Origin of the sequence: Paenibacillus sp. FSL K6-1122 (assembly GCF_037977015.1) — a bacterium.
GTDB lineage: Bacteria > Bacillota > Bacilli > Paenibacillales > Paenibacillaceae > Paenibacillus > Paenibacillus amylolyticus.
Window position 1 is genome coordinate 4,450,804 of the sequence record NZ_CP150272.1, and the last position, 17,633, is coordinate 4,468,436.

The 17,633-nt window shown below is 47.1% G+C and carries 16 protein-coding genes and 1 other annotated feature; of the genes, 7 read left to right on the forward strand and 9 right to left on the reverse strand.

Annotated elements, in window-relative coordinates:
* Positions 1 to 2: 2 nt before the first annotated feature.
* Together NSQ20_RS19935 and NSQ20_RS19940 are read right to left on the reverse strand one after the other, a co-directional pair.
* A complete protein-coding gene (locus NSQ20_RS19935) occupies positions 3 to 1,625 on the reverse strand; it encodes an AraC family transcriptional regulator (protein ID WP_340030712.1) in 1,623 nt (540 codons plus the stop codon).
* A 201-nt stretch (positions 1,626 to 1,826) separates the two neighbouring features.
* On the reverse strand, positions 1,827 to 2,822 hold the full coding sequence (locus NSQ20_RS19940) for an ABC transporter substrate-binding protein (protein WP_340030714.1): 996 nt from the start codon (positions 2,820 to 2,822) through the stop codon (positions 1,827 to 1,829).
* Positions 2,823 to 3,082: 260 nt separating this feature from the next.
* On the opposite strand from NSQ20_RS19940, the gene NSQ20_RS19945 reads away from it, so the two are divergent.
* From NSQ20_RS19945 to NSQ20_RS19975, 7 genes are all read left to right on the forward strand, one after another.
* Positions 3,083 to 4,291, forward strand: a complete 1,209-nt coding sequence (locus tag NSQ20_RS19945; protein ID WP_340030716.1) for a pyridoxal phosphate-dependent aminotransferase — start codon at positions 3,083 to 3,085, stop codon at positions 4,289 to 4,291.
* A 64-nt stretch (positions 4,292 to 4,355) separates the two neighbouring features.
* Positions 4,356 to 4,570 (forward strand) — a binding site (T-box leader).
* Between the two features lie 82 nt (positions 4,571 to 4,652).
* The gene (proB, locus tag NSQ20_RS19950) at positions 4,653 to 5,756 is read left to right on the forward strand and encodes a glutamate 5-kinase (RefSeq protein WP_076317457.1); all 1,104 of its coding nucleotides are present in this window, start codon (positions 4,653 to 4,655) and stop codon (positions 5,754 to 5,756) included.
* A 56-nt stretch (positions 5,757 to 5,812) separates the two neighbouring features.
* Entirely contained in the window at positions 5,813 to 7,060 is a 1,248-nt protein-coding gene (locus NSQ20_RS19955) for a glutamate-5-semialdehyde dehydrogenase (protein ID WP_340030718.1), read from the forward strand.
* A 36-nt stretch (positions 7,061 to 7,096) separates the two neighbouring features.
* A complete protein-coding gene (gene proC / locus NSQ20_RS19960) occupies positions 7,097 to 7,957 on the forward strand; it encodes a pyrroline-5-carboxylate reductase (protein ID WP_036671976.1) in 861 nt (286 codons plus the stop codon).
* Positions 7,954 to 9,177 carry a 2,3-diketo-5-methylthiopentyl-1-phosphate enolase gene (locus NSQ20_RS19965; protein WP_340030720.1) on the forward strand — a complete coding sequence of 408 codons (1,224 nt, stop codon included), beginning with the start codon at positions 7,954 to 7,956 and terminating at the stop codon, positions 9,175 to 9,177. Before proC ends, NSQ20_RS19965 begins: the two co-directional genes overlap by 4 nt.
* On the forward strand, positions 9,174 to 9,851 hold the full coding sequence (locus NSQ20_RS19970) for a 2-hydroxy-3-keto-5-methylthiopentenyl-1-phosphate phosphatase (protein WP_340030723.1): 678 nt from the start codon (positions 9,174 to 9,176) through the stop codon (positions 9,849 to 9,851). The genes NSQ20_RS19965 and NSQ20_RS19970 overlap by 4 nt, the downstream gene beginning before the upstream one ends.
* Positions 9,852 to 9,854: 3 nt before the next feature.
* Complete coding sequence (locus tag NSQ20_RS19975; protein ID WP_340030724.1) at positions 9,855 to 10,508, forward strand: methylthioribulose 1-phosphate dehydratase; 654 nt, start codon at positions 9,855 to 9,857, stop codon at positions 10,506 to 10,508.
* A 352-nt stretch (positions 10,509 to 10,860) separates the two neighbouring features.
* Here NSQ20_RS19975 and NSQ20_RS19980 read toward each other — a convergent pair whose 3' ends face one another.
* The 7 genes from NSQ20_RS19980 to NSQ20_RS20010 form a co-directional block, all read right to left on the reverse strand.
* Positions 10,861 to 12,153 (reverse strand): multi-tm2 domain protein, encoded by a 1,293-nt coding sequence (locus tag NSQ20_RS19980; protein ID WP_340030727.1) that lies wholly within the window; start codon positions 12,151 to 12,153, stop codon positions 10,861 to 10,863.
* Between the two features lie 37 nt (positions 12,154 to 12,190).
* Positions 12,191 to 12,643, reverse strand: a complete 453-nt coding sequence (locus NSQ20_RS19985; protein WP_047843538.1) for a hypothetical protein — start codon at positions 12,641 to 12,643, stop codon at positions 12,191 to 12,193.
* On the reverse strand, positions 12,636 to 13,136 hold the full coding sequence (locus tag NSQ20_RS19990) for an RNA polymerase sigma factor (protein ID WP_237174728.1): 501 nt from the start codon (positions 13,134 to 13,136) through the stop codon (positions 12,636 to 12,638). The genes NSQ20_RS19985 and NSQ20_RS19990 overlap by 8 nt, the downstream gene beginning before the upstream one ends.
* A 247-nt stretch (positions 13,137 to 13,383) precedes the next feature.
* Complete coding sequence (locus tag NSQ20_RS19995) at positions 13,384 to 14,088, reverse strand: DnaD domain-containing protein (protein WP_127549601.1); 705 nt, start codon at positions 14,086 to 14,088, stop codon at positions 13,384 to 13,386.
* A 20-nt stretch (positions 14,089 to 14,108) separates the two neighbouring features.
* On the reverse strand, positions 14,109 to 15,404 hold the full coding sequence (gene asnS, locus NSQ20_RS20000) for an asparagine--tRNA ligase (protein ID WP_017687752.1): 1,296 nt from the start codon (positions 15,402 to 15,404) through the stop codon (positions 14,109 to 14,111).
* 101 nt (positions 15,405 to 15,505) lie between these two features.
* Positions 15,506 to 16,711 carry an acetate kinase gene (locus NSQ20_RS20005; RefSeq protein ID WP_036671987.1) on the reverse strand — a complete coding sequence of 402 codons (1,206 nt, stop codon included), beginning with the start codon at positions 16,709 to 16,711 and terminating at the stop codon, positions 15,506 to 15,508.
* Positions 16,708 to 17,580 carry a 3-hydroxyacyl-CoA dehydrogenase NAD-binding domain-containing protein gene (locus NSQ20_RS20010; RefSeq protein WP_017687750.1) on the reverse strand — a complete coding sequence of 291 codons (873 nt, stop codon included), beginning with the start codon at positions 17,578 to 17,580 and terminating at the stop codon, positions 16,708 to 16,710. The genes NSQ20_RS20005 and NSQ20_RS20010 overlap by 4 nt, the downstream gene beginning before the upstream one ends.
* Between the last annotated feature and the right edge of the window lie 53 nt (positions 17,581 to 17,633).

Consider the following 17,633-nt stretch of genomic DNA (forward strand, 5'->3'; position numbering starts at 1 on the left):
TGTTATGAACTTGCACACAACAACTCAGGGAGCAGGGTCAACAATCGATCACTCGTGAGTGCATCACCCACATTCCATGTTGACTCCTCCACAGGATATACCCGTCCATTCTGCACAGCCGGAAGGGCCTGCCAACTGGGACTTTTCATCAGCATCTCTGTAGCCTGTCTTGCCACAACTTCCTCAGGCAGCATAACAAACACATGATCTCCCGCGTACTGACGTACCGCTTCAGCCGAAATTTCCTTATAGGCTCTGCCTGCCGCAAGTGCTTCCTTCACTTTGGTAACTGGCCTGAATCCCATTGGATGATATAACATAGGCGCCAGACCGATATTGCCCATAACAAATAATCGTGCACCCCGATGGTATGTAAATACGGATGCCGTTTCCCCCTCTTCAATTACAGTATGGATCTTCGCCCACATCTGCTCAGTACGCTCCGCATAGGAGGTTAGCCATTGTTCAGCCTGCGGTTGTCTGCCAAACCAGCTGCCCAATCTGCGCATTCGTTCTTCCAACGTGGCATGTGAATTGTAAGCAAGCGTCGGTGCAATCCGGTAAAGTTGTTCATACTGTTGTTCATTACTGCTATCAAAAATAATCAAATCCGGCTTCATGATAACAGCGGCTTCCACATTAACCGGAGCGACCGCGTCATATGTCCGATCTTCCAGCAACTGAATACCCAGCATCAGCAGATCCCCAGCGGAATCTCCGTAATACATAATTCGGTCAGGATTTACTGGAATATTCACATCATGACCCAACCAATCCTGTACCAATCTCTGCTGCTGAATCGATCTGTCATATTGACGAGGAGATAATCCGGTCATTTGGCGAAAACGCCTGCTGAAATAATACTCATCCTTAAACCCCACACGGCTCGCTATATCCCGAAGTGGTTCATCTGATTTGCGAAGCCAGTCCTTGGCATGTTTGATGCGAACATGATTCACATAATCGAGCGGCTTGTGACCCGTGAGTTGTCTGAAAAGGGTCGTATATTGTACAGGTCTGATCTCCGCAAGTCGTGCCAGTTTCTGTACAGTGATTTCTTCAGCATAATGGTCATCCACATACTGAATCGTGCTGTGTAGTCTTGCTTCCATACTCTGTTCCGTCTTTGGAGAAGTGTATCGGGTAATGATCATATCCATCCATTTTTGGAACTGTGCATTCAAATGACTGTATTCGGCATCTGTTTTATAATTCCGAATGACATACATCTGCTCCAGCAGCCCACTTAACGGAGCATAGGGATAACCATTCAATTGGTTTCTGTGCTCAAATACAGCGCGGGTAAAGAGTTCGGGATCACCCGTCAACACATGAATAACATCAAAAGCCATTATGATATATTTCAATTCCGAGTTATTACGATGTTCAATCTGGTACCCCTCTCCCGGAGAAAGCGGATAAACACATCCCGTAGTAAACGGAAACTGTTCATGCCCAATATATAAACGCCCATCCCCTTCTTCACAGATCAGGAAGGCATGTTTCTCGCAAGCAACTTCCAGCATCACCTGTTCAGGTAGTTCAATTCGACGTACCAGATGATCCAGCCGAAACATGAATGCTGAAAAGAACAACGCTCCCCCATCGGCATCCAAAGCCTGCATGTCGGTTCACCTCGTTTTTCTAAAATGAGAATAATTATCAATCATTCTGTATGGTCTGATTATAAGCGAGCAATTGTTAATAATCCAGATATGAGTTTAATCAGCAAAAAAGAGCGTTCAACGAAATGTTGAAGGCCCCTTTCACTTTTTTATAACTGCATTACTCAAAGGTGTTACTGGTGCCTTATTGGCTCATCACCATTATTGAATCATCTGTTTTGGCAGCTCCTGTAACAGCCACTCCCTGGAAAGAGCATCACTAGAAGCTTTTACGATATTAAAACGATATACTTTTCCTTCTTTCACCGCAGGCAGGTTCTTCCAGATTGTACTATCCAGCAATTCCTTGGTGGATTGCTTCGCATCGTCGGTCACAGGATCCAGAATAAATATCCGATCACCGGCAAATTCAGATAATTTTTCAGTCGAAATCTCTACAAATCCCATGTCTTCATCCAATACTTTCTGGATTTCCGCGGTTGGCTTCAGCCCGTCTTTTCCGTATAACAACTGTGGCAATCCTGCACCCGCCATGACAAACAGACGATTCCCGGGATACATGGTGAATACCGAAGCGGTCTCCCCTTCTTTTAATCCGTTCTCATGAAGTTGCGTCCACATCTCTTCCGTCGCTTTTTGATGAGCCGTAATCCAATCCTCCGCTTCTTGCTTCTTATTCAATAAGTCGCCAAGGATACGCATGCGATCTTCTATTAAACCAAATGAATCAAATGTAACCGTGGGTGCAACCTTTGCGATCTGATCATATTGAGCCTTGTCACTGTTGGAAAAAATGATCAGATCGGGATTCAGGTCTAACGCCTTTTCCACACTGATCGGAAATCCTACATCTTCTGCCTGAGCAACCTGATCATCAAATACGGTTCCCTCTTGACGAAGTATGCCTACAGGAACAACACCAAGCGCGAGCAGATCCCCTGTAACTTCTCCATGATAGATAACTCGCTTCGGATTTACAGGAATCTCAACTTCATGGCCAGTCCAGTCTTTGAATATTCGGGTCTCGCCCTCGTTCGTCTCTTCCGTTGCAGTTTGGATCTCTGTCGTTTCTGTGGCTGCTTTGGAATCATCTGCGCCAGCAGCAGGTGTTGCAGCCTGATTTCCACAAGCCAGTAGCAGGATGGATAACCATGTGATCGTTAATAATACTCCCGTATTTCGAATGCCCTTTTTCATTTCTATTTCTCCCCCTATATCATGTGCGTTGTGCCAGAAATTAATGATATTGATTATCATTATCGGATATTATCATAAAACATGGCTTCTCTCAGCTCAATGGACAAAACTAAATGAGCACTTTCAGTTTTGTACAATACTCTGCTCTTTGCTCCTATGTACTGTATATTCAAGTGCATTTCCCTCTATACAGCTCGGGATTGGCGTGATAAATTAATGAGAACTATTTGCCATTATTAATAACCGGAGTGATGAAAATAATGACCCAATCAGACCATACATCTGCTCGTTCAGCTTTTAAGATACCGACTTCTGATGTGATGACACAGCTTCCAACGCAATTTTTTGCTACCCTTGTTCAAAATGTAAATCGTGAAATCGCAAGTGGACATGACGTGATCAATCTGGGTCAGGGGAACCCGGATACACCTACACCACCTCATATTGTGAAAACACTGCAAGAGTCGGCTGAGAATCCCCTCTATCACAAATACTCCCCTTTTAGAGGGTACTCTTTCCTGAAGGAAGCTGTCGCCAAACGTTATAAGGAAGATTACAACGTTGATCTGGACCCCGAGACTGAAGTAGCCATTCTGTTCGGAGGCAAAACCGGATTGGTTCAGTTACCTCAGGTCCTGCTTAACCCCGGGGACACCGTTCTCGTTCCAGATCCGGGCTACCCGGATTACTGGTCTGGTGTTGCACTCGCCAAAGCAAACATGTCATTTATGCCTTTGCTGGAGTCCAACGCATTCCTGCCGGATTATGAAGCTGTTACAGCCGAAGATCGGGAGAAGGCCAAGCTGATGTTCTTGAACTATCCCAACAACCCAACGTCAGCAACGGCACCCCTTTCGTTCTACGAAGATACGGTTGAATTTGCCATTCAAAATCAAATCGTAGTAGCCAGTGATTTTGCTTACGGTGCAATTGGATTCGACGGACATCGTCCCGTAAGTTTCCTACAAGCCCCTGGTGCCAAAGAAGTGGGCATTGAGTTCTATACGTTATCCAAAACGTACAATATGGCTGGATGGCGTGTTGGATTCGCGCTAGGTAATGCAGAGATTGTCTCTAAAATCAATCTGCTTCAGGATCATATCTATGTCAGTCTCTTCGGTGGAATTCAGGCTGCGGCAACGGAAGCACTTACTGGCTCACAGGAATGTGTTGCCTCACTGGTTTCACGCTACGAATCGCGTCGCAATACGTTTTATGACGCTCTTTCCTCGATTGGCTGGCAAGTTTCGAAACCCGCAGGTTCATTCTTCAGCTGGTTGCCTGTACCTGCCGGTTATACCTCCGCTTCATTTGCAGACTTGTTACTGCGAGAAGCCAAGGTAGCCGTAGCCCCAGGTATTGGTTTTGGTTCGCATGGCGAAGGCTATGTGCGCGCGGGACTGTTAAGTGATGAAAACCGATTACGCGAAGCTGCCCAGCGGATTGGCAAGCTGAATTTATTCAAGTAATTTACAGGACCATAACCCCTTTGCATATGCCAAGTTTCCATGGTATGTTATAAGAAATATTGAACGAAACGTGATGACGGGACCAGTAAGAGAATATCAGTCGCGCCCAGAGAGTAAATTCCACCCTGCTGAAAGAATTTACCGCGGCTCTTCTCTGAAACCTACCCCTGAGCGGCCTGTTACGTGCAGGACAGTGCCTTCTGTTACAGGGCATGAAGCCGGATGATCTAATCATCAATAAAGGTGGTACCGCGGAAGTAACGAACTTTCGTCCTTTTTAACTAAAGGGCGGGAGTTTTTTTTGTACCCGCTAAAGCCTGCTCCAGAAGCACTTATTAATCATGTTTAAGGAAGTGAAACCATGACTTCACGTATTGTAGTTAAAATTGGAAGCAGCTCGCTTACAACGGAAGAAGGCGGTCTGGATCGCAGTTCGATCACTTTTTTTGCCGGAGAAATTGCAGCATTGGCTGATCAGGGTCATGAAGTACTTCTGGTCACCTCAGGAGCGGTAGCGGCCGGATTCCGGGAGATCGGTTACCCTCAGCGCCCCAAACTGCTACATGAGAAACAAGCCGCAGCGGCCGTTGGGCAGGCATTACTGATGCAGGCATATCAACAGGCTTTTGCAGCGCACCGCGTTACTACGGCGCAAATTTTGTTAACTCGTACAGACTTTCACAGTCGTAAACGCATGGGTAATGCAGGCATGACCGTAGAAGAGCTGCTCAAACAGCGAGTGATTCCGATTTTTAATGAGAATGATACGGTGTCGGTGGACGAATTGAAGTTTGGTGATAATGATCTGTTGTCCGCATTGGTTGCAAACCTGGTGAAGGCACAGCATCTGATCATTCTTACCGATACCAACGGCCTGTACACCGCAGATCCGCGCAAAGATCCATCTGCCGTGCGTTACGACCGTATCCCCGAAATCACGGCTGAGATCTACGCTTTTGCCGGTGGTTCAGGTTCGGCGGTTGGTACAGGCGGAATGCGATCCAAAGTTGATGCTGCCAAGGTTGCTACACGTGGAGGCGTACCTGTATTCGTGGGAAGTGTGAAAGAACCCGGAGATATGCAGAAGGCGGTTGATGGCACGGGCAAAGGAACTTACTTTGAGACACGACTCGCTTCGTTATCCCGTAAAAAGCAGTGGCTTGGCTTCATGTCTACTCCGCTGGGAACCGTCGTTGTAGATGATGGTGCTGAAGAAGCACTTGTCCATGGGGGGCACAGTCTTCTACCTGTAGGGGTCAAGCGGGTACTGGGAACGTTCCACGCCGGAGACGTTGTAGAGGTCATCGGAATGGATGAAACCTTGCTCGGTCGCGGTATTGTCAATTATGATGATGACCAGCTTCGACTCATTGCCGGACTTCCCAGTGGCGAAGTGATGAAACAACTCGCTAGCATCCACAGACTTGAAGTTATTCATAGAGACGAATGGATTACGTTAAAATAAACTTGAAGCAATATAGTGGTTGGAATACTCAACTATATATATGAGGAGGAATTACGATGAGTGAAGTCAGAGAAAAAGCCAGCAAAGCCCAAGCAGCGGTTCCACAGCTGAACCGATTGAATACAGAACAGAAAAATACGGCCCTGCGTGTCATGGCAGATGCTTTGATTAAGGAGACGGATTCCATCATTACGGCAAACGCCGAAGATCTGGCACGAGGCAGAGAACAAGGCACGCCGGAATCCATGCTGGATCGACTCGCCCTTAATAAGGAGCGGATCGCAGGCATTGCTGAAGGGTTACGTCAGATTGCAGATCTGCCTGATCCAGTCGGCGAAGTGTTAGAGACATTCACCCGTCCTAACGGATTACATGTTGAAAAATTAAGAGTGCCGATTGGCCTGATTGGCATCATCTACGAAGCTCGTCCTAATGTAACTGTAGACGCAGCCGGATTATGTCTCAAAACAGGTAATGCAGTGCTTCTGCGCGGCGGCTCCTCTGCCCTGTCCTCCAACCGTAAAATTGTGGAGGTGCTGCATCAGGCACTCACAACGACAGACATGCCTGCTGATGCTTTGCAATTGGTTGAAGATGCAGATCGTGCTTCCGTAGATGAGATGCTTAAGTTGAACGGACTGCTGGACGTCATCATTCCACGCGGAGGAGCTTCCCTCATTCGTAATGTGGTTGCCAACGCAACGGTACCTGTCATCGAAACTGGGGCGGGCATCTGCCATACCTATGTGGATGAATCAGCCGATCCAGTTATGGCAGCCGAAATTGCCATCAATGCCAAGGCACAACGTCCATCCGTATGTAACTCCATGGAAACGTTGCTGCTGCATACCGCATACGCGGAAGAGCATCTGCCTGCTCTTGCCGAGCAATTCCGTGAGGCCAATGTGGTCTTAAAAGGTTGCGACACGGTGCGCCGTCTTGTTCCTTCTGCCCTTGAGGCAACCGAGCAAGACTATGCGACCGAGTACAACGACTACATTTTAAATATCCGGGTGGTCGAGAACCTGGACGAAGCGATGCAGCACATCGCACATTACGGAACCAAACATTCCGAGTGTATCGTAACCCGGGATACAGCCCATGCAGAGCGCTTCATGCATGATGTGGATGCAGCAGCCGTCTATCACAATGCGTCCACACGTTTCACCGACGGATTTGAATTTGGCTATGGAGCCGAAATCGGAATCAGCACTCAGAAACTGCATGCTCGTGGACCGATGGGACTACCAGCACTGACATCAACCAAATATCGGATTACAGGCAATGGACAGATTCGTCAATAATATCCCAGCAACAGTTATATAGGAGGAACGATAAATATGAGTCAAGAGCAACAGACGTTACTACAACAGAAGATTACTTTCCACGGAGCAGGCGCGATGGCTGAAGCCATCGTGCGCGGACTGATCTCCCGCCTAGTCGTTCGTCCTCAGGATATTACGATGCTGAACCGCAGCAACCAGAAACGTCAGGAGGAGCTCAGCACCCGTTATGCTGTACATACCGGAACTGCCTCGCAATCCTTGGATCACCTTGCCTCCACTCCGGTCATTGTACTCTGTATGAAACCCAAAGATGCTGCCGCAGCGCTGCGCGAACTTGGGCCACTGTTATCACCGGATCAACTGATCGTATCTGTCATTGCCGGATTATCAATCCGCACGATGCAGTCCTTGCTTGGTCGTAAACAACCGATCGCGAGAACCATGCCGAACACATCCAGTACCATTGGACTCGGTGCAACCGGGCTTGCCTTCTCTGCGGAGATTACGGATGAACAGCGTAGTACGGTGATGACCATGTTTGAAGCGGTTGGTATCGTAACCATCGTACCTGAAGATAAACTCGAAGTGCTCACTGGGATTTCCGGAAGCGGCCCTGCTTATGTATACTATTTAATGGAGGCCATGATTGCCGCAGGTATTCGTGGTGGCTTATCCAGCCAGCAATCTCGTGATCTTACTGTTCAGACGGTGCTGGGCGCGTCACGTATGGTACAACAAACCGGTTTGGAACCGATGAAGCTTCGTAGTGATGTGACATCCCCGGGAGGGGCGACCCAAGCAGCACTGAAGACGCTGGACGAAGGAGATTTCTTTGAAAATGTAATCGCAGCCGTCAACCGCTGTGCAGAGCGCTCACGGGAGATGGGAGCTGCTTTGGAAGGGGATTTAAAATGAATAACATGTGCACAGCCACATATCGTCTGCATGATGATCATGCAGACTTTCGCAAGAAGGCTCAGTCTATCGCGATTGGCATGACCGTGGGTAGCTGGACTGAGTTACCGCAAGCCCAGCGTGAAGCGATGCAGAAACATCTGGGTGAAGTAATCAGCGTAGAAGTAAATGAAGCTGAAGGAATAGCTGCGGGTGAGCGTTACGCCGATATTACCATCGGATATCCTGATGTTAACTTCAGCCGTGATATCCCTGCCCTGCTCGTGACGGTCTTTGGCAAAATCTCAATGGATGGCCGGATCAAATTAACAAAGCTTGGTTTCTCGGATGGCTTCCTCAGTGCATTCCCTGGACCCAAGTTTGGACTGAATGGTGTTCGTGATCTGCTTGGTGTGCATGATCGTCCACTGTTAATGAGTATCTTTAAGTCAGTTATCGGACTGGATGCAGATGAACTGCGTGAACAATTTATTCGTCAGGCCCTTGGAGGCGTTGATCTGATCAAGGACGATGAGATTCTGTTTGAGAATAAATTGACACCTATCGAAAAAAGAGTCGAGGTCTGCATGAAAGCTGCCGAACAGGCACGCCAGGAGACCGGCAAGAAACTTCTGTATGCAACCAATCTTACAGGACCTACATCTCGTCTGAAGCAACAAGCTGAACGCGCTATTGGTGCAGGAGCCAATGCCCTGTTATTCAACGTATTGTCTTACGGATATGATGTGCTGCATGAACTCAGCAGTGATCCTGACATCAATGTGCCAATTATGGCTCATCCTGCTCTTGCAGGAGCACTGTATCCTTCACCACATTACGGCATGTCCGCTTCGGTTGTACTAGGCCAGTTGATGCGTCTTGCGGGTGCCGATCTGGTGCTCTTCCCTTCTCCTTATGGTTCGGTTACGATGCCGAAGGAAGAAAATATGGCGATCACGGAGCAATTACTGACAGCCGATCTGCCTGTACGAACCAGTATGCCAGTGCCTTCAGCCGGCATCCATCCAGGCCTTGTACCGCTCATTTTGCGCGACTTTGGTACAGATGTCATCGTTAATGCTGGTGGCGGTATTCATGGACATCCTATGGGTACTGAGGCAGGCGGACGTGCATTCCTGCAAGCCATTGAGGCAGCTCAGCGTTCCATTCCACTCGCTCAGTATGCAACCGATCATCCGGAGCTGAAAAGCGCATTGGACCTGTGGGGTGGCGAACGATGAGAAGTGATAAAAAAACAGTCATTTTCTGTGACTTTGATGGTACGATTACGCTCTCGGACAACATCGTAGCGATCATGAAACATTTCAAGCCTGAGGGCATTGAAGCGATTATGAAAGATACGATCGAGCAAAAAATCTCGCTGCGTGAAGGTGTTGGAGCCATGTTCGCTCTTTTGCCTGCATCGCAGAAAGATGAAATTGTGGAATTTGTGCTTGGACAAGCGGGGATCCGTGAAGGATTCAGCGAGTTTCTTGACTACGTTCGCAGCGAAGGGATCGAATTCAATGTGACCAGCGGGGGTATGGACTTTTTTATCGAACCGTTACTCGCACCATTTCATATTCCGCAGGATCATGTCTATTGCAACGGAGCTGACTTCTCGGGTGAAACCATTCGGATTGAATGGCAGCATCCCTGCCAGCCTCCTTGTAAGAGCGGCTGCGGTATGTGCAAAACGACGGTGATCCGTACGTTCCCGGAGGACCAATATAATCGTATCCTCATTGGAGACAGTCTGACAGATTTTGAGGGTGCCAAAATTGCCGATCTCGTCTACTCTCGCTCCATTTTGACGGATAAGTGTATTGAACTTGGTGTGGACCATGTGCCATTCGTTACCTTTTACGATATCATCGAAGATATGAAACAGAAGCAAACACAAGGAGTGCTGTAAACGATGGGCTTTGAAAAGATTACATTGGAACACAAACGTCAGGTCCTTGAAGAACTGGCTGATATTAAAGCGTTGTTTGCCGGTCGTAACTGGTTCCCCGGAACAAGTGGCAATCTGTCGATGCGTGTAGGAGACTTTGACCCGGAGCAATTTTATTTTGCGGTTACCGCCTCAGGCAAAGACAAATCTCTTCGCACTCCGGAAGACTTTCTTTTTGTGGACAAACACGGCAAAGCAATTGAAACAACAACGTTGAAACCAAGTGCCGAAACGTTGATTCACTGTGAAATCTATCGTTTGACCGGTTGTGGTGCTGTATTCCACGTGCATACTGTGTTTAACAACCTGATCAGTGAATTCTTTGGAGCAGATGGACACGTACCGATTCAAGGAATTGAATTGATCAAGGCTTTCAACATCTGGGAAGAAAATGCGGAGATTCGTGTACCCGTCCTGCCTAACTTTGCAGATATTCCATCTATCGCTGAATTGGTGCCAGGTGTACTTGATGCCAACGTACCAGGGATCTTGCTACGTAACCACGGTATATATGCGTGGGGCAAGGATGCTTTTGAGGCGAAACGTCATCTGGAAGCGTTCGAGTTCTTGTTCGAAGTGATGTACCATCAACTTCTGCTGAAGGGTGCTACGAAATAGCAATCATTTATTCGAAATCAAAGCTGTACAACCAAAAACACGCCAGAGGCTGATATACATAGCCCTTGGCGTGTTTTTTTGTTGAGGGATGATTTCTTTGCACACATGTATGTGCTACATAAGTTGAACTAATCATTTACACGATAACGGAGAGGACAGAGAAAACCTGAAAAAGCGAAGCGTTCGCCTAAAAGCTTTCTGAAAGAAAGCTACATCGGAAGCATACGCTTATCCCCGGATTTTAACCTTTGGAAAATGGAATCGATAAAATCTGGGGATAACAGCGATTAGAAGGTTGCTCTGTCATCGTAGTGTCAGGGTAAATAATCTTTAATTCAACTTGGATCGTAAATTACAGTCGATCATCCCGATCCTTGAATAAAAAGAGACTGTCTGCTCCCTCATCATTTCGTTGAGCAGCACTTTGGATACCCATCCCCCGTTGCTTGCCAAACAGCAGTTTCAAACCGCCAAAAATGAGCAGCAAGGATACAATGACAGTGTTTAAATAGGAACGGATTTCGTATGTCATAAATGCATTAGGGAACAGCTCATTCAGCTGTGGAATGACAAGCCGGATCGTCAGGTAATATAGACCCAGCGCGGCAATCCCGAATCCAATCAGACGCTGATGGCGGGCCCAGTCCTTGAAGATCGGTTGATCAACCAAAGGCTCACGTCCATAACGACTGGAGCACTGTAGCCCGTCAAAGAAGCTGTAGAACCAGATCAACGGAATCATGAACAGAAACACCGATAAGTGAAGCAGGTCCAGAACATAGATGCTGCCCAGGAACAGGAACATCAATTGCATGCCTCTTTTCTGCAATCCCAGATATAGATGACCTGCACCTGGAAAAGCGGATAGCAGCGTTGCAAGCACTTTGCTACGTCGTCCGGCTACTCTGCCCATCTCCAATTCTTCGAATAAAGTCCGATCTTGCAGTACCTCACCAGCCTGCTTACGGTGGACGTGCTGCACCGCATCAAACATGCAGTATACCCATATTACAGGCAGTATGAGTAGAAACATTAAAAATACGGATTCATTGGTGATCGATGCCACAAAAACCATCATGGCAAATGAACCAAAGAACGCCATCAAGAACGACAAACCGCGATGCAACAATCCCAGATGAAGGTGGCCCAATCCCGGAACAAATGAGAGCAAAATGGTGAAGAATCGTTCACCCTCACTGCCTTTTCGGTACATGGGTTGACCATAGGGGCCCTCAGGATGGCCATATTCACCACCTGGATGTTGATGCAGCTCATCTTCATTCATCTGCTCCATAGGCCCTTGCTGACCCATGTATGCTCCCTGGTAGGCTGCCCCTTGGTGTGGAGGCGCTCCATAAGCCGCACCGTATCCCCTATAATGTGCTTCTTGGGCAGAAGGTGTACGGAGCAGAACAATAACCATATCCAGCATGCTGATCCCCCAGAAGAAAGCAGCAAAAAGTGCACCGAAAATCAATAAATCTTGTTCATTAGTGACCATGGCTAACATGAATGAGCCAACAGCTGTTCCGAAGAAAAGCAATGGATAGATCACAGCCCTTGCAGCCCGTCCCCAATACATAAAACCAAGACCGGGTATCAAGTTTAATAGAAATGCGAGTAATTTGTTACGATCTGAGTGCACAGTCGTCATCCTTTCTTTTCAGGCAATGAGAAACTATTTATGGTTTAGGCTTGAGGTTATCCAGCCATGAAGTGGCTGCCTCCGTCCATTTCTCGGTAAATGACCCTCTGTGGTCGCCATCCTGGAACTTGTGATAGGGTGCTACCTTGTCAAAAAGTCCAGACGAGAGGAAGATCAATGTCAAACAGGCCGCTACCGCGTAATGGAACACTTTATGATCAAGCCAGCGCCGGTTTCGCCCAGCACGGGATTTGCGTTGTACCTTGGGTGATTGAATGCCCTCAATCCGATGCATGACTGAATCCGCAAACCCTGTTGGGTCATGTAGCGGAGGCAGTTCTCCATGGATACCAAGCGCTTCCAGATAGATGTCCATCGCATCCGGATCTTCCATCAGAAGCTGTTCCATTTGGTTCGCTTGAGTTTCACTCATATGGCCTTCAATATAATCAGTCCATTGTGCAGCGGTATACTTCTCCTGTTTACTCATACCATTCATCCTCCTTCCAATTTTTTCGAATCCACTGCCGGGCACGATACAAGCGGGATTCCACAGTCTTCACAGCCACCTGTGCATCACTGGCAATCTGCTCATAATTTTTTTCGCTTAGATAATACGCAGTGATAATGTCACGATGCTGAGCAGGCAACTGATTAATTCGTTCGCGAAGTTTATCCTGACGTTCTTCACGAACGAGACGGGTAAGAACGTCTTCATCCCGTCCGGGCATATTGATTATTTTTTCTTCTCCACCCAGATCCTCAGCAGTTCGTCTGCCCAGCTTGCGTTTGGCATCAATCGCTTTGTGAAAGGCAATTCGGGTTAACCACGTTTTGAAACCTTCAGAACGGTAGTCGGGGAGAGACTTATACATCTGTATGAACGCCTCCTGAGCTGCATCCTGTGCTTCCTGATCGTTCCTGAGTACGGAATAGGCCACATGGTATACATGCTGGCTATATTTATCAATCAGAGTACGCATCTGGGAAGTATCTCCTTGACGGATTTGTTCGATTACGCGCGCTTCATCAATAACTCTCCCCTCCTCTCCAATACAATAGACGACAGCTTGTGCGTTAACCCCTGCGTGATCTATCAAATTTTTGTAAAACAAAATGAAATCATTGCCTGAAAGGTTGATGTTGCTGATCACTCATCCAATCTTTAATCCAAAAAAAACAGGCACAGAATGACTTCTGGCCTGTTTCTTGTCCCTGCCTACGCTGGAATTAACGTCCACCATTACGAAACCGCTGCGTGTACGCCTTCGCGTCTTGAACGGTCTTGACACGATTGCGACTCCACTCAAGCAGGATTCGATCGATATACCTGAAATGTACTTTGCCTGCAAAAACCGCTTCCTTCAGAGCCATTAGAATCAATTCCTCTTGATAACGGTCCTGATCCAACCAGCCGGATATCGTCTCACACTCCATTGGAGAGAGCGGACGTCCAAATTCTTTTTCAAAGATGGAGAACATGTTCCGTTCTTCCTCTTCTTTTTGAACACTGTTCGAATCTTGACGTGCTGTATTGATACTCTGCTGCTCCGCACGGAATGCGGCTACTTCTTCAGCAGTGCACGCTGCAAGCTTGGCATATAATCCATGTAAATCATATCGCTCGTACTGGATGTCCCGTTCTTCGTCACGGTGCTCGTCAATAGCAATATACCCATCCCTCATCAGACGTTGCAACATTCTGGCAATGCCTTCTGGTGCAAGTCCCATGCGCGCCGCAAGCTCTTCAAGCGTGGGAAACTCATTGAACTCTGCCTGACGGAATCCTAGCAGTTGAATCAGAAGAAGTACTTCTGCATCTGATAGGCCAAGCTGGTGATAAAAACGTAACAAGGCATACGGCAGATGGGCTGTACCCGAAGTCATGCCATAAGCTGCTCCATCCAACCAAGCTTTGGAAGTGGTGTCTTCCATAGACGCTCCTCGGTTAAGCATTAAGGGTACAGACGATAGAGCATACGTGGGAATGCGATTGTTTCACGTACATGATCCAATCCACAGATCCATGCTACCGTCCGCTCCAATCCCAGACCGAAACCGGAGTGAGGAACCGATCCGTATTTACGCAAATCCAGATACCATTGGTAAGCTTCATCCGAGAGATTGTGCTCCTCAAAACGTTGTTGCATCAATTCCGGATCATCGATACGCTGCGAACCGCCAATAATCTCTCCGTAGCCTTCTGGTGCAATCATATCAGCACAGAGAACAACTTCTGGACGATTCGGATCTGGTTTCATATAGAATGCCTTGATTCCAGCAGGGTAATGCGTAATAAAGACCGGTGTATTGTACTTCTCAGCAATTGCTGTTTCGTGCGGTGCACCAAAGTCTTCTCCCCAAGGAATATCAAAGCCTTGTCCATGCAGGAATTCAATCGCTTCATCATACGTAATACGCGGGAATGGAGCTACGATGCCTTCAAGTTTGGATACGTCACGACCGATAGATTCCAGTTCTGCACGGCAGTTTTTCACCACGGACTGAACGACATGAGCGATAAATTTCTCTTGCACGCGCAGACTTTCCTCGTGATCTACAAACGCCATTTCCGGCTCAATCATCCAGAACTCAATCAAGTGACGACGTGTTTTGGACTTCTCTGCGCGGAATGTTGGACCAAATGAATATACTTTGCCCAGAGCCATGGCTGCGGCTTCCATATACAATTGACCACTTTGTGTCAGATAAGCATCTTCATCAAAGTATTTGATGTGGAACAGGTTCGTTGTACCTTCCGCAGACGATGGTGTCAAAATCGGAGGATCAACTTGTGTGAATCCGTTACCATCAAAGAACTGCTGAACAGCGCGAATAATCTCTGCACGAATCACCATAACAGCACGTTGCTTCGTAGAACGAAGCCACAGATGACGATGGTCCATCAAGAAATCAACACCATGCTCTTTAGGCGTAATTGGATAGTTTTCAGTCAGGTGAATGATCTCAACCCCTGTAACAGTCATCTCGTAACCGGACGCACTGCGAGGTTCTTCACGAATAATACCTGTAACATACAAAGAGCTTTCTTGTGTCAGGCTCTTGGCATTGTTCCAGATCTCTTCACTAACTTCACTTTTCACAACAACCCCTTGGATATATCCGGTTCCATCACGCAGCTGCAAAAACTGAATTTTACCGCTGGAACGTTTGTTGTTAATCCAGGCACCGATTGTTACGGTTTCGCCCACATGCTCGTTCACATTACGAATTACACAATTCGTATTCATGCCCATATCTCCCCTTGGTTCCTGAATTTGAAAATGCAGCGGGCAGGCTTATGCCTGTCCTCTGCACTTCCTTGTCATTCTATATTTACTTTACAGTTAGATTACTGAGAATTCAATACGATTCGGTGTGTATCGCGTGCAATTACCAATTCTTCGTTAGTTGGCACAACGAGAACTTCCACTTTGGAATTCGCTGTTGTGATCCGGCGTGGTTCGCCGGAACGAATGGCATTCAGAGCTTCATCCAGTTCAACACCAAGATAAGTGAGCTGCTCACATACTTTTTGGCGAAGTACAACGGAGTTCTCACCTACACCAGCCGTAAAGACGATCACGTCTACACCGTTCATTGCAGCTGCATATGAGCCGATGTATTTACGCAGACGGTATTCGTACATTTCAAAAGCAAGCGTGGAGTTGGCATCGCCATTCTCCATACCTTCCGTAATCTCACGCATGTCACTGCTGATTCCGGAGATCGCAAGCAATCCACTGTGTTTGTTCAACATGGAGTTCACTTCGCTTACGCTCAGTTCTTCCTTGTTCATTACATAAGGTACGATGGCTGGGTCAAGGTCACCAGAACGCGTTCCCATCATCAATCCTTCAAGCGGAGTCATACCCATCGAAGTATCAACGGATACGCCACCTTTAACTGCTGTTACACTACCGCCGTTACCGACGTGACAAGTGATAATTTTCAGATCTTCCACTGGACGATCCAGATATTCAGCAGCTGCCTTGCTTACGAAATCATGGGAAGTACCATGTGCGCCGTAGCGACGAACTTTATATTTTTTGTAAAGTACACGCGGAATAGCATACAGGTAAGCTTTTTCAGGCATCGTCTGATGGAACGCCGTATCAAAGACCATAACTTGTGGCACACCAGGCATATTTAATTCAGCCGCACGAATACCCATCATTGCTGCAGGGTTATGAAGTGGAGCCAAGTCGAACAAACGACGAATTTCAGCTTTGGCAGCATCATCTACTAATGCAGATTCTTTAAATGCTTCACCACCGTGAACAACACGGTGTCCAACAGCTTGAATTTCACTCACAGAATCCAGTACACCATTTTCTTTGTGAGTCAAAATATCAATGACTTTACGGATCGCTGTTGTATGCTCCAGAATCTCACTAACTTCTGTAACATCCTCACGGCCTGTCGGTTTGTGTGTCAGGATGGAGGAATCCATTCCGATCCGTTCTACCAAACCTTTAGCCAGTACAGATTCGTCAGTCATATTATACAGTTGATATTTGAGCGAGGAACTCCCCGCATTAATTACGAGTACTTTCACAGTCGGTCACCATCCTTGTCGTACTTGAAGAATCCTTCGCCTGTTTTGGCACCCAGGTGTCCTGCACGCACCATTTTCTTCAGGACTGTAGAAGGACGATATTTCAATTCTCCGAATTCACGGAACATTCTTTCGAGTGCAGCTTCAACAGAATCCAATCCGAAACGGTCAGCCATTTCGAGTGGTCCATGTTGGAAGTTGTATCCGATACGCATTGCATCATCGATATCTTCAGCAGATGCAACACCTTCTTGCAATACATGCAACGCTTCGTTAATCAGCAGGCAGATCAGACGGGAAGTTACGAATCCAGGGGATTCATAGATCATAACTCCTTTTTTGTCCGCTACTTCTTCAACAAAACGTCTGGTCTCTTCGAATGTTGTATCCGAAGTTTTCAGTCCACGAATAATCTCTACAAGATCAACCCGGGATACCGGGTGAATAAAGTGCATACCAATAACACGCTCTGGGTATTTGGTCGAGCTTGCAAGCTCGGTCAAACTCAGCGTGGATGTATTACTTGCCAGAATGACATTGCTTGGACAAACTTGGTCCAGTTGGCTGAATACTGCTTTTTTCGCATCCAGGTCCTCTGAAATTGTCTCAATGACCATGTCGCAAGTTCCAAGTTCAGCTAAATGAGCTACCTTGGTAATACGGGAAAGAATCAATTTCTTCTCCGCTTTTGTAATCGCCCATTTCTCCAGTTGTTTATCCAGATTGGTTTCGATCATGTCATATGCATGATCCAGCTTTTGTGTTGTATGCTCCACGAGAAGCACATCAAGTCCTTTGGCTGCGAGCATCTGGGAAATACCTTGCCCCATCGTACCGCCGCCGACAACTCCTATTTTTTTGAAAAACATGGTTCTGCTCCATCCTTTCGGTTCTCTATTTCTCTATTGTACCCTGTTCGCCG

What these genes read in the sequence shown, in the direction of transcription:
- NSQ20_RS19935 (WP_340030712.1), bottom strand. Translation starts at nt 1,625, where the DNA reads ATGCAGGCTTTGGATGCCGATGGGGGAGCGTTGTTCTTTTCAGCATTC.
- NSQ20_RS19940 (WP_340030714.1), bottom strand. Translation starts at nt 2,822, where the DNA reads ATGAAAAAGGGCATTCGAAATACGGGAGTATTATTAACGATCACATGG.
- NSQ20_RS19945 (WP_340030716.1), top strand. Translation starts at nt 3,083, where the DNA reads ATGACCCAATCAGACCATACATCTGCTCGTTCAGCTTTTAAGATACCG.
- proB (WP_076317457.1), top strand. Translation starts at nt 4,653, where the DNA reads ATGACTTCACGTATTGTAGTTAAAATTGGAAGCAGCTCGCTTACAACG.
- NSQ20_RS19955 (WP_340030718.1), top strand. Translation starts at nt 5,813, where the DNA reads ATGAGTGAAGTCAGAGAAAAAGCCAGCAAAGCCCAAGCAGCGGTTCCA.
- proC (WP_036671976.1), top strand. Translation starts at nt 7,097, where the DNA reads ATGAGTCAAGAGCAACAGACGTTACTACAACAGAAGATTACTTTCCAC.
- NSQ20_RS19965 (WP_340030720.1), top strand. Translation starts at nt 7,954, where the DNA reads ATGAATAACATGTGCACAGCCACATATCGTCTGCATGATGATCATGCA.
- NSQ20_RS19970 (WP_340030723.1), top strand. Translation starts at nt 9,174, where the DNA reads ATGAGAAGTGATAAAAAAACAGTCATTTTCTGTGACTTTGATGGTACG.
- NSQ20_RS19975 (WP_340030724.1), top strand. Translation starts at nt 9,855, where the DNA reads ATGGGCTTTGAAAAGATTACATTGGAACACAAACGTCAGGTCCTTGAA.
- NSQ20_RS19985 (WP_047843538.1), bottom strand. Translation starts at nt 12,643, where the DNA reads ATGAGTAAACAGGAGAAGTATACCGCTGCACAATGGACTGATTATATT.
- NSQ20_RS19990 (WP_237174728.1), bottom strand. Translation starts at nt 13,136, where the DNA reads ATGCGTACTCTGATTGATAAATATAGCCAGCATGTATACCATGTGGCC.
- NSQ20_RS19995 (WP_127549601.1), bottom strand. Translation starts at nt 14,088, where the DNA reads ATGGAAGACACCACTTCCAAAGCTTGGTTGGATGGAGCAGCTTATGGC.
- asnS (WP_017687752.1), bottom strand. Translation starts at nt 15,404, where the DNA reads ATGAATACGAATTGTGTAATTCGTAATGTGAACGAGCATGTGGGCGAA.
- NSQ20_RS20010 (WP_017687750.1), bottom strand. Translation starts at nt 17,580, where the DNA reads ATGTTTTTCAAAAAAATAGGAGTTGTCGGCGGCGGTACGATGGGGCAA.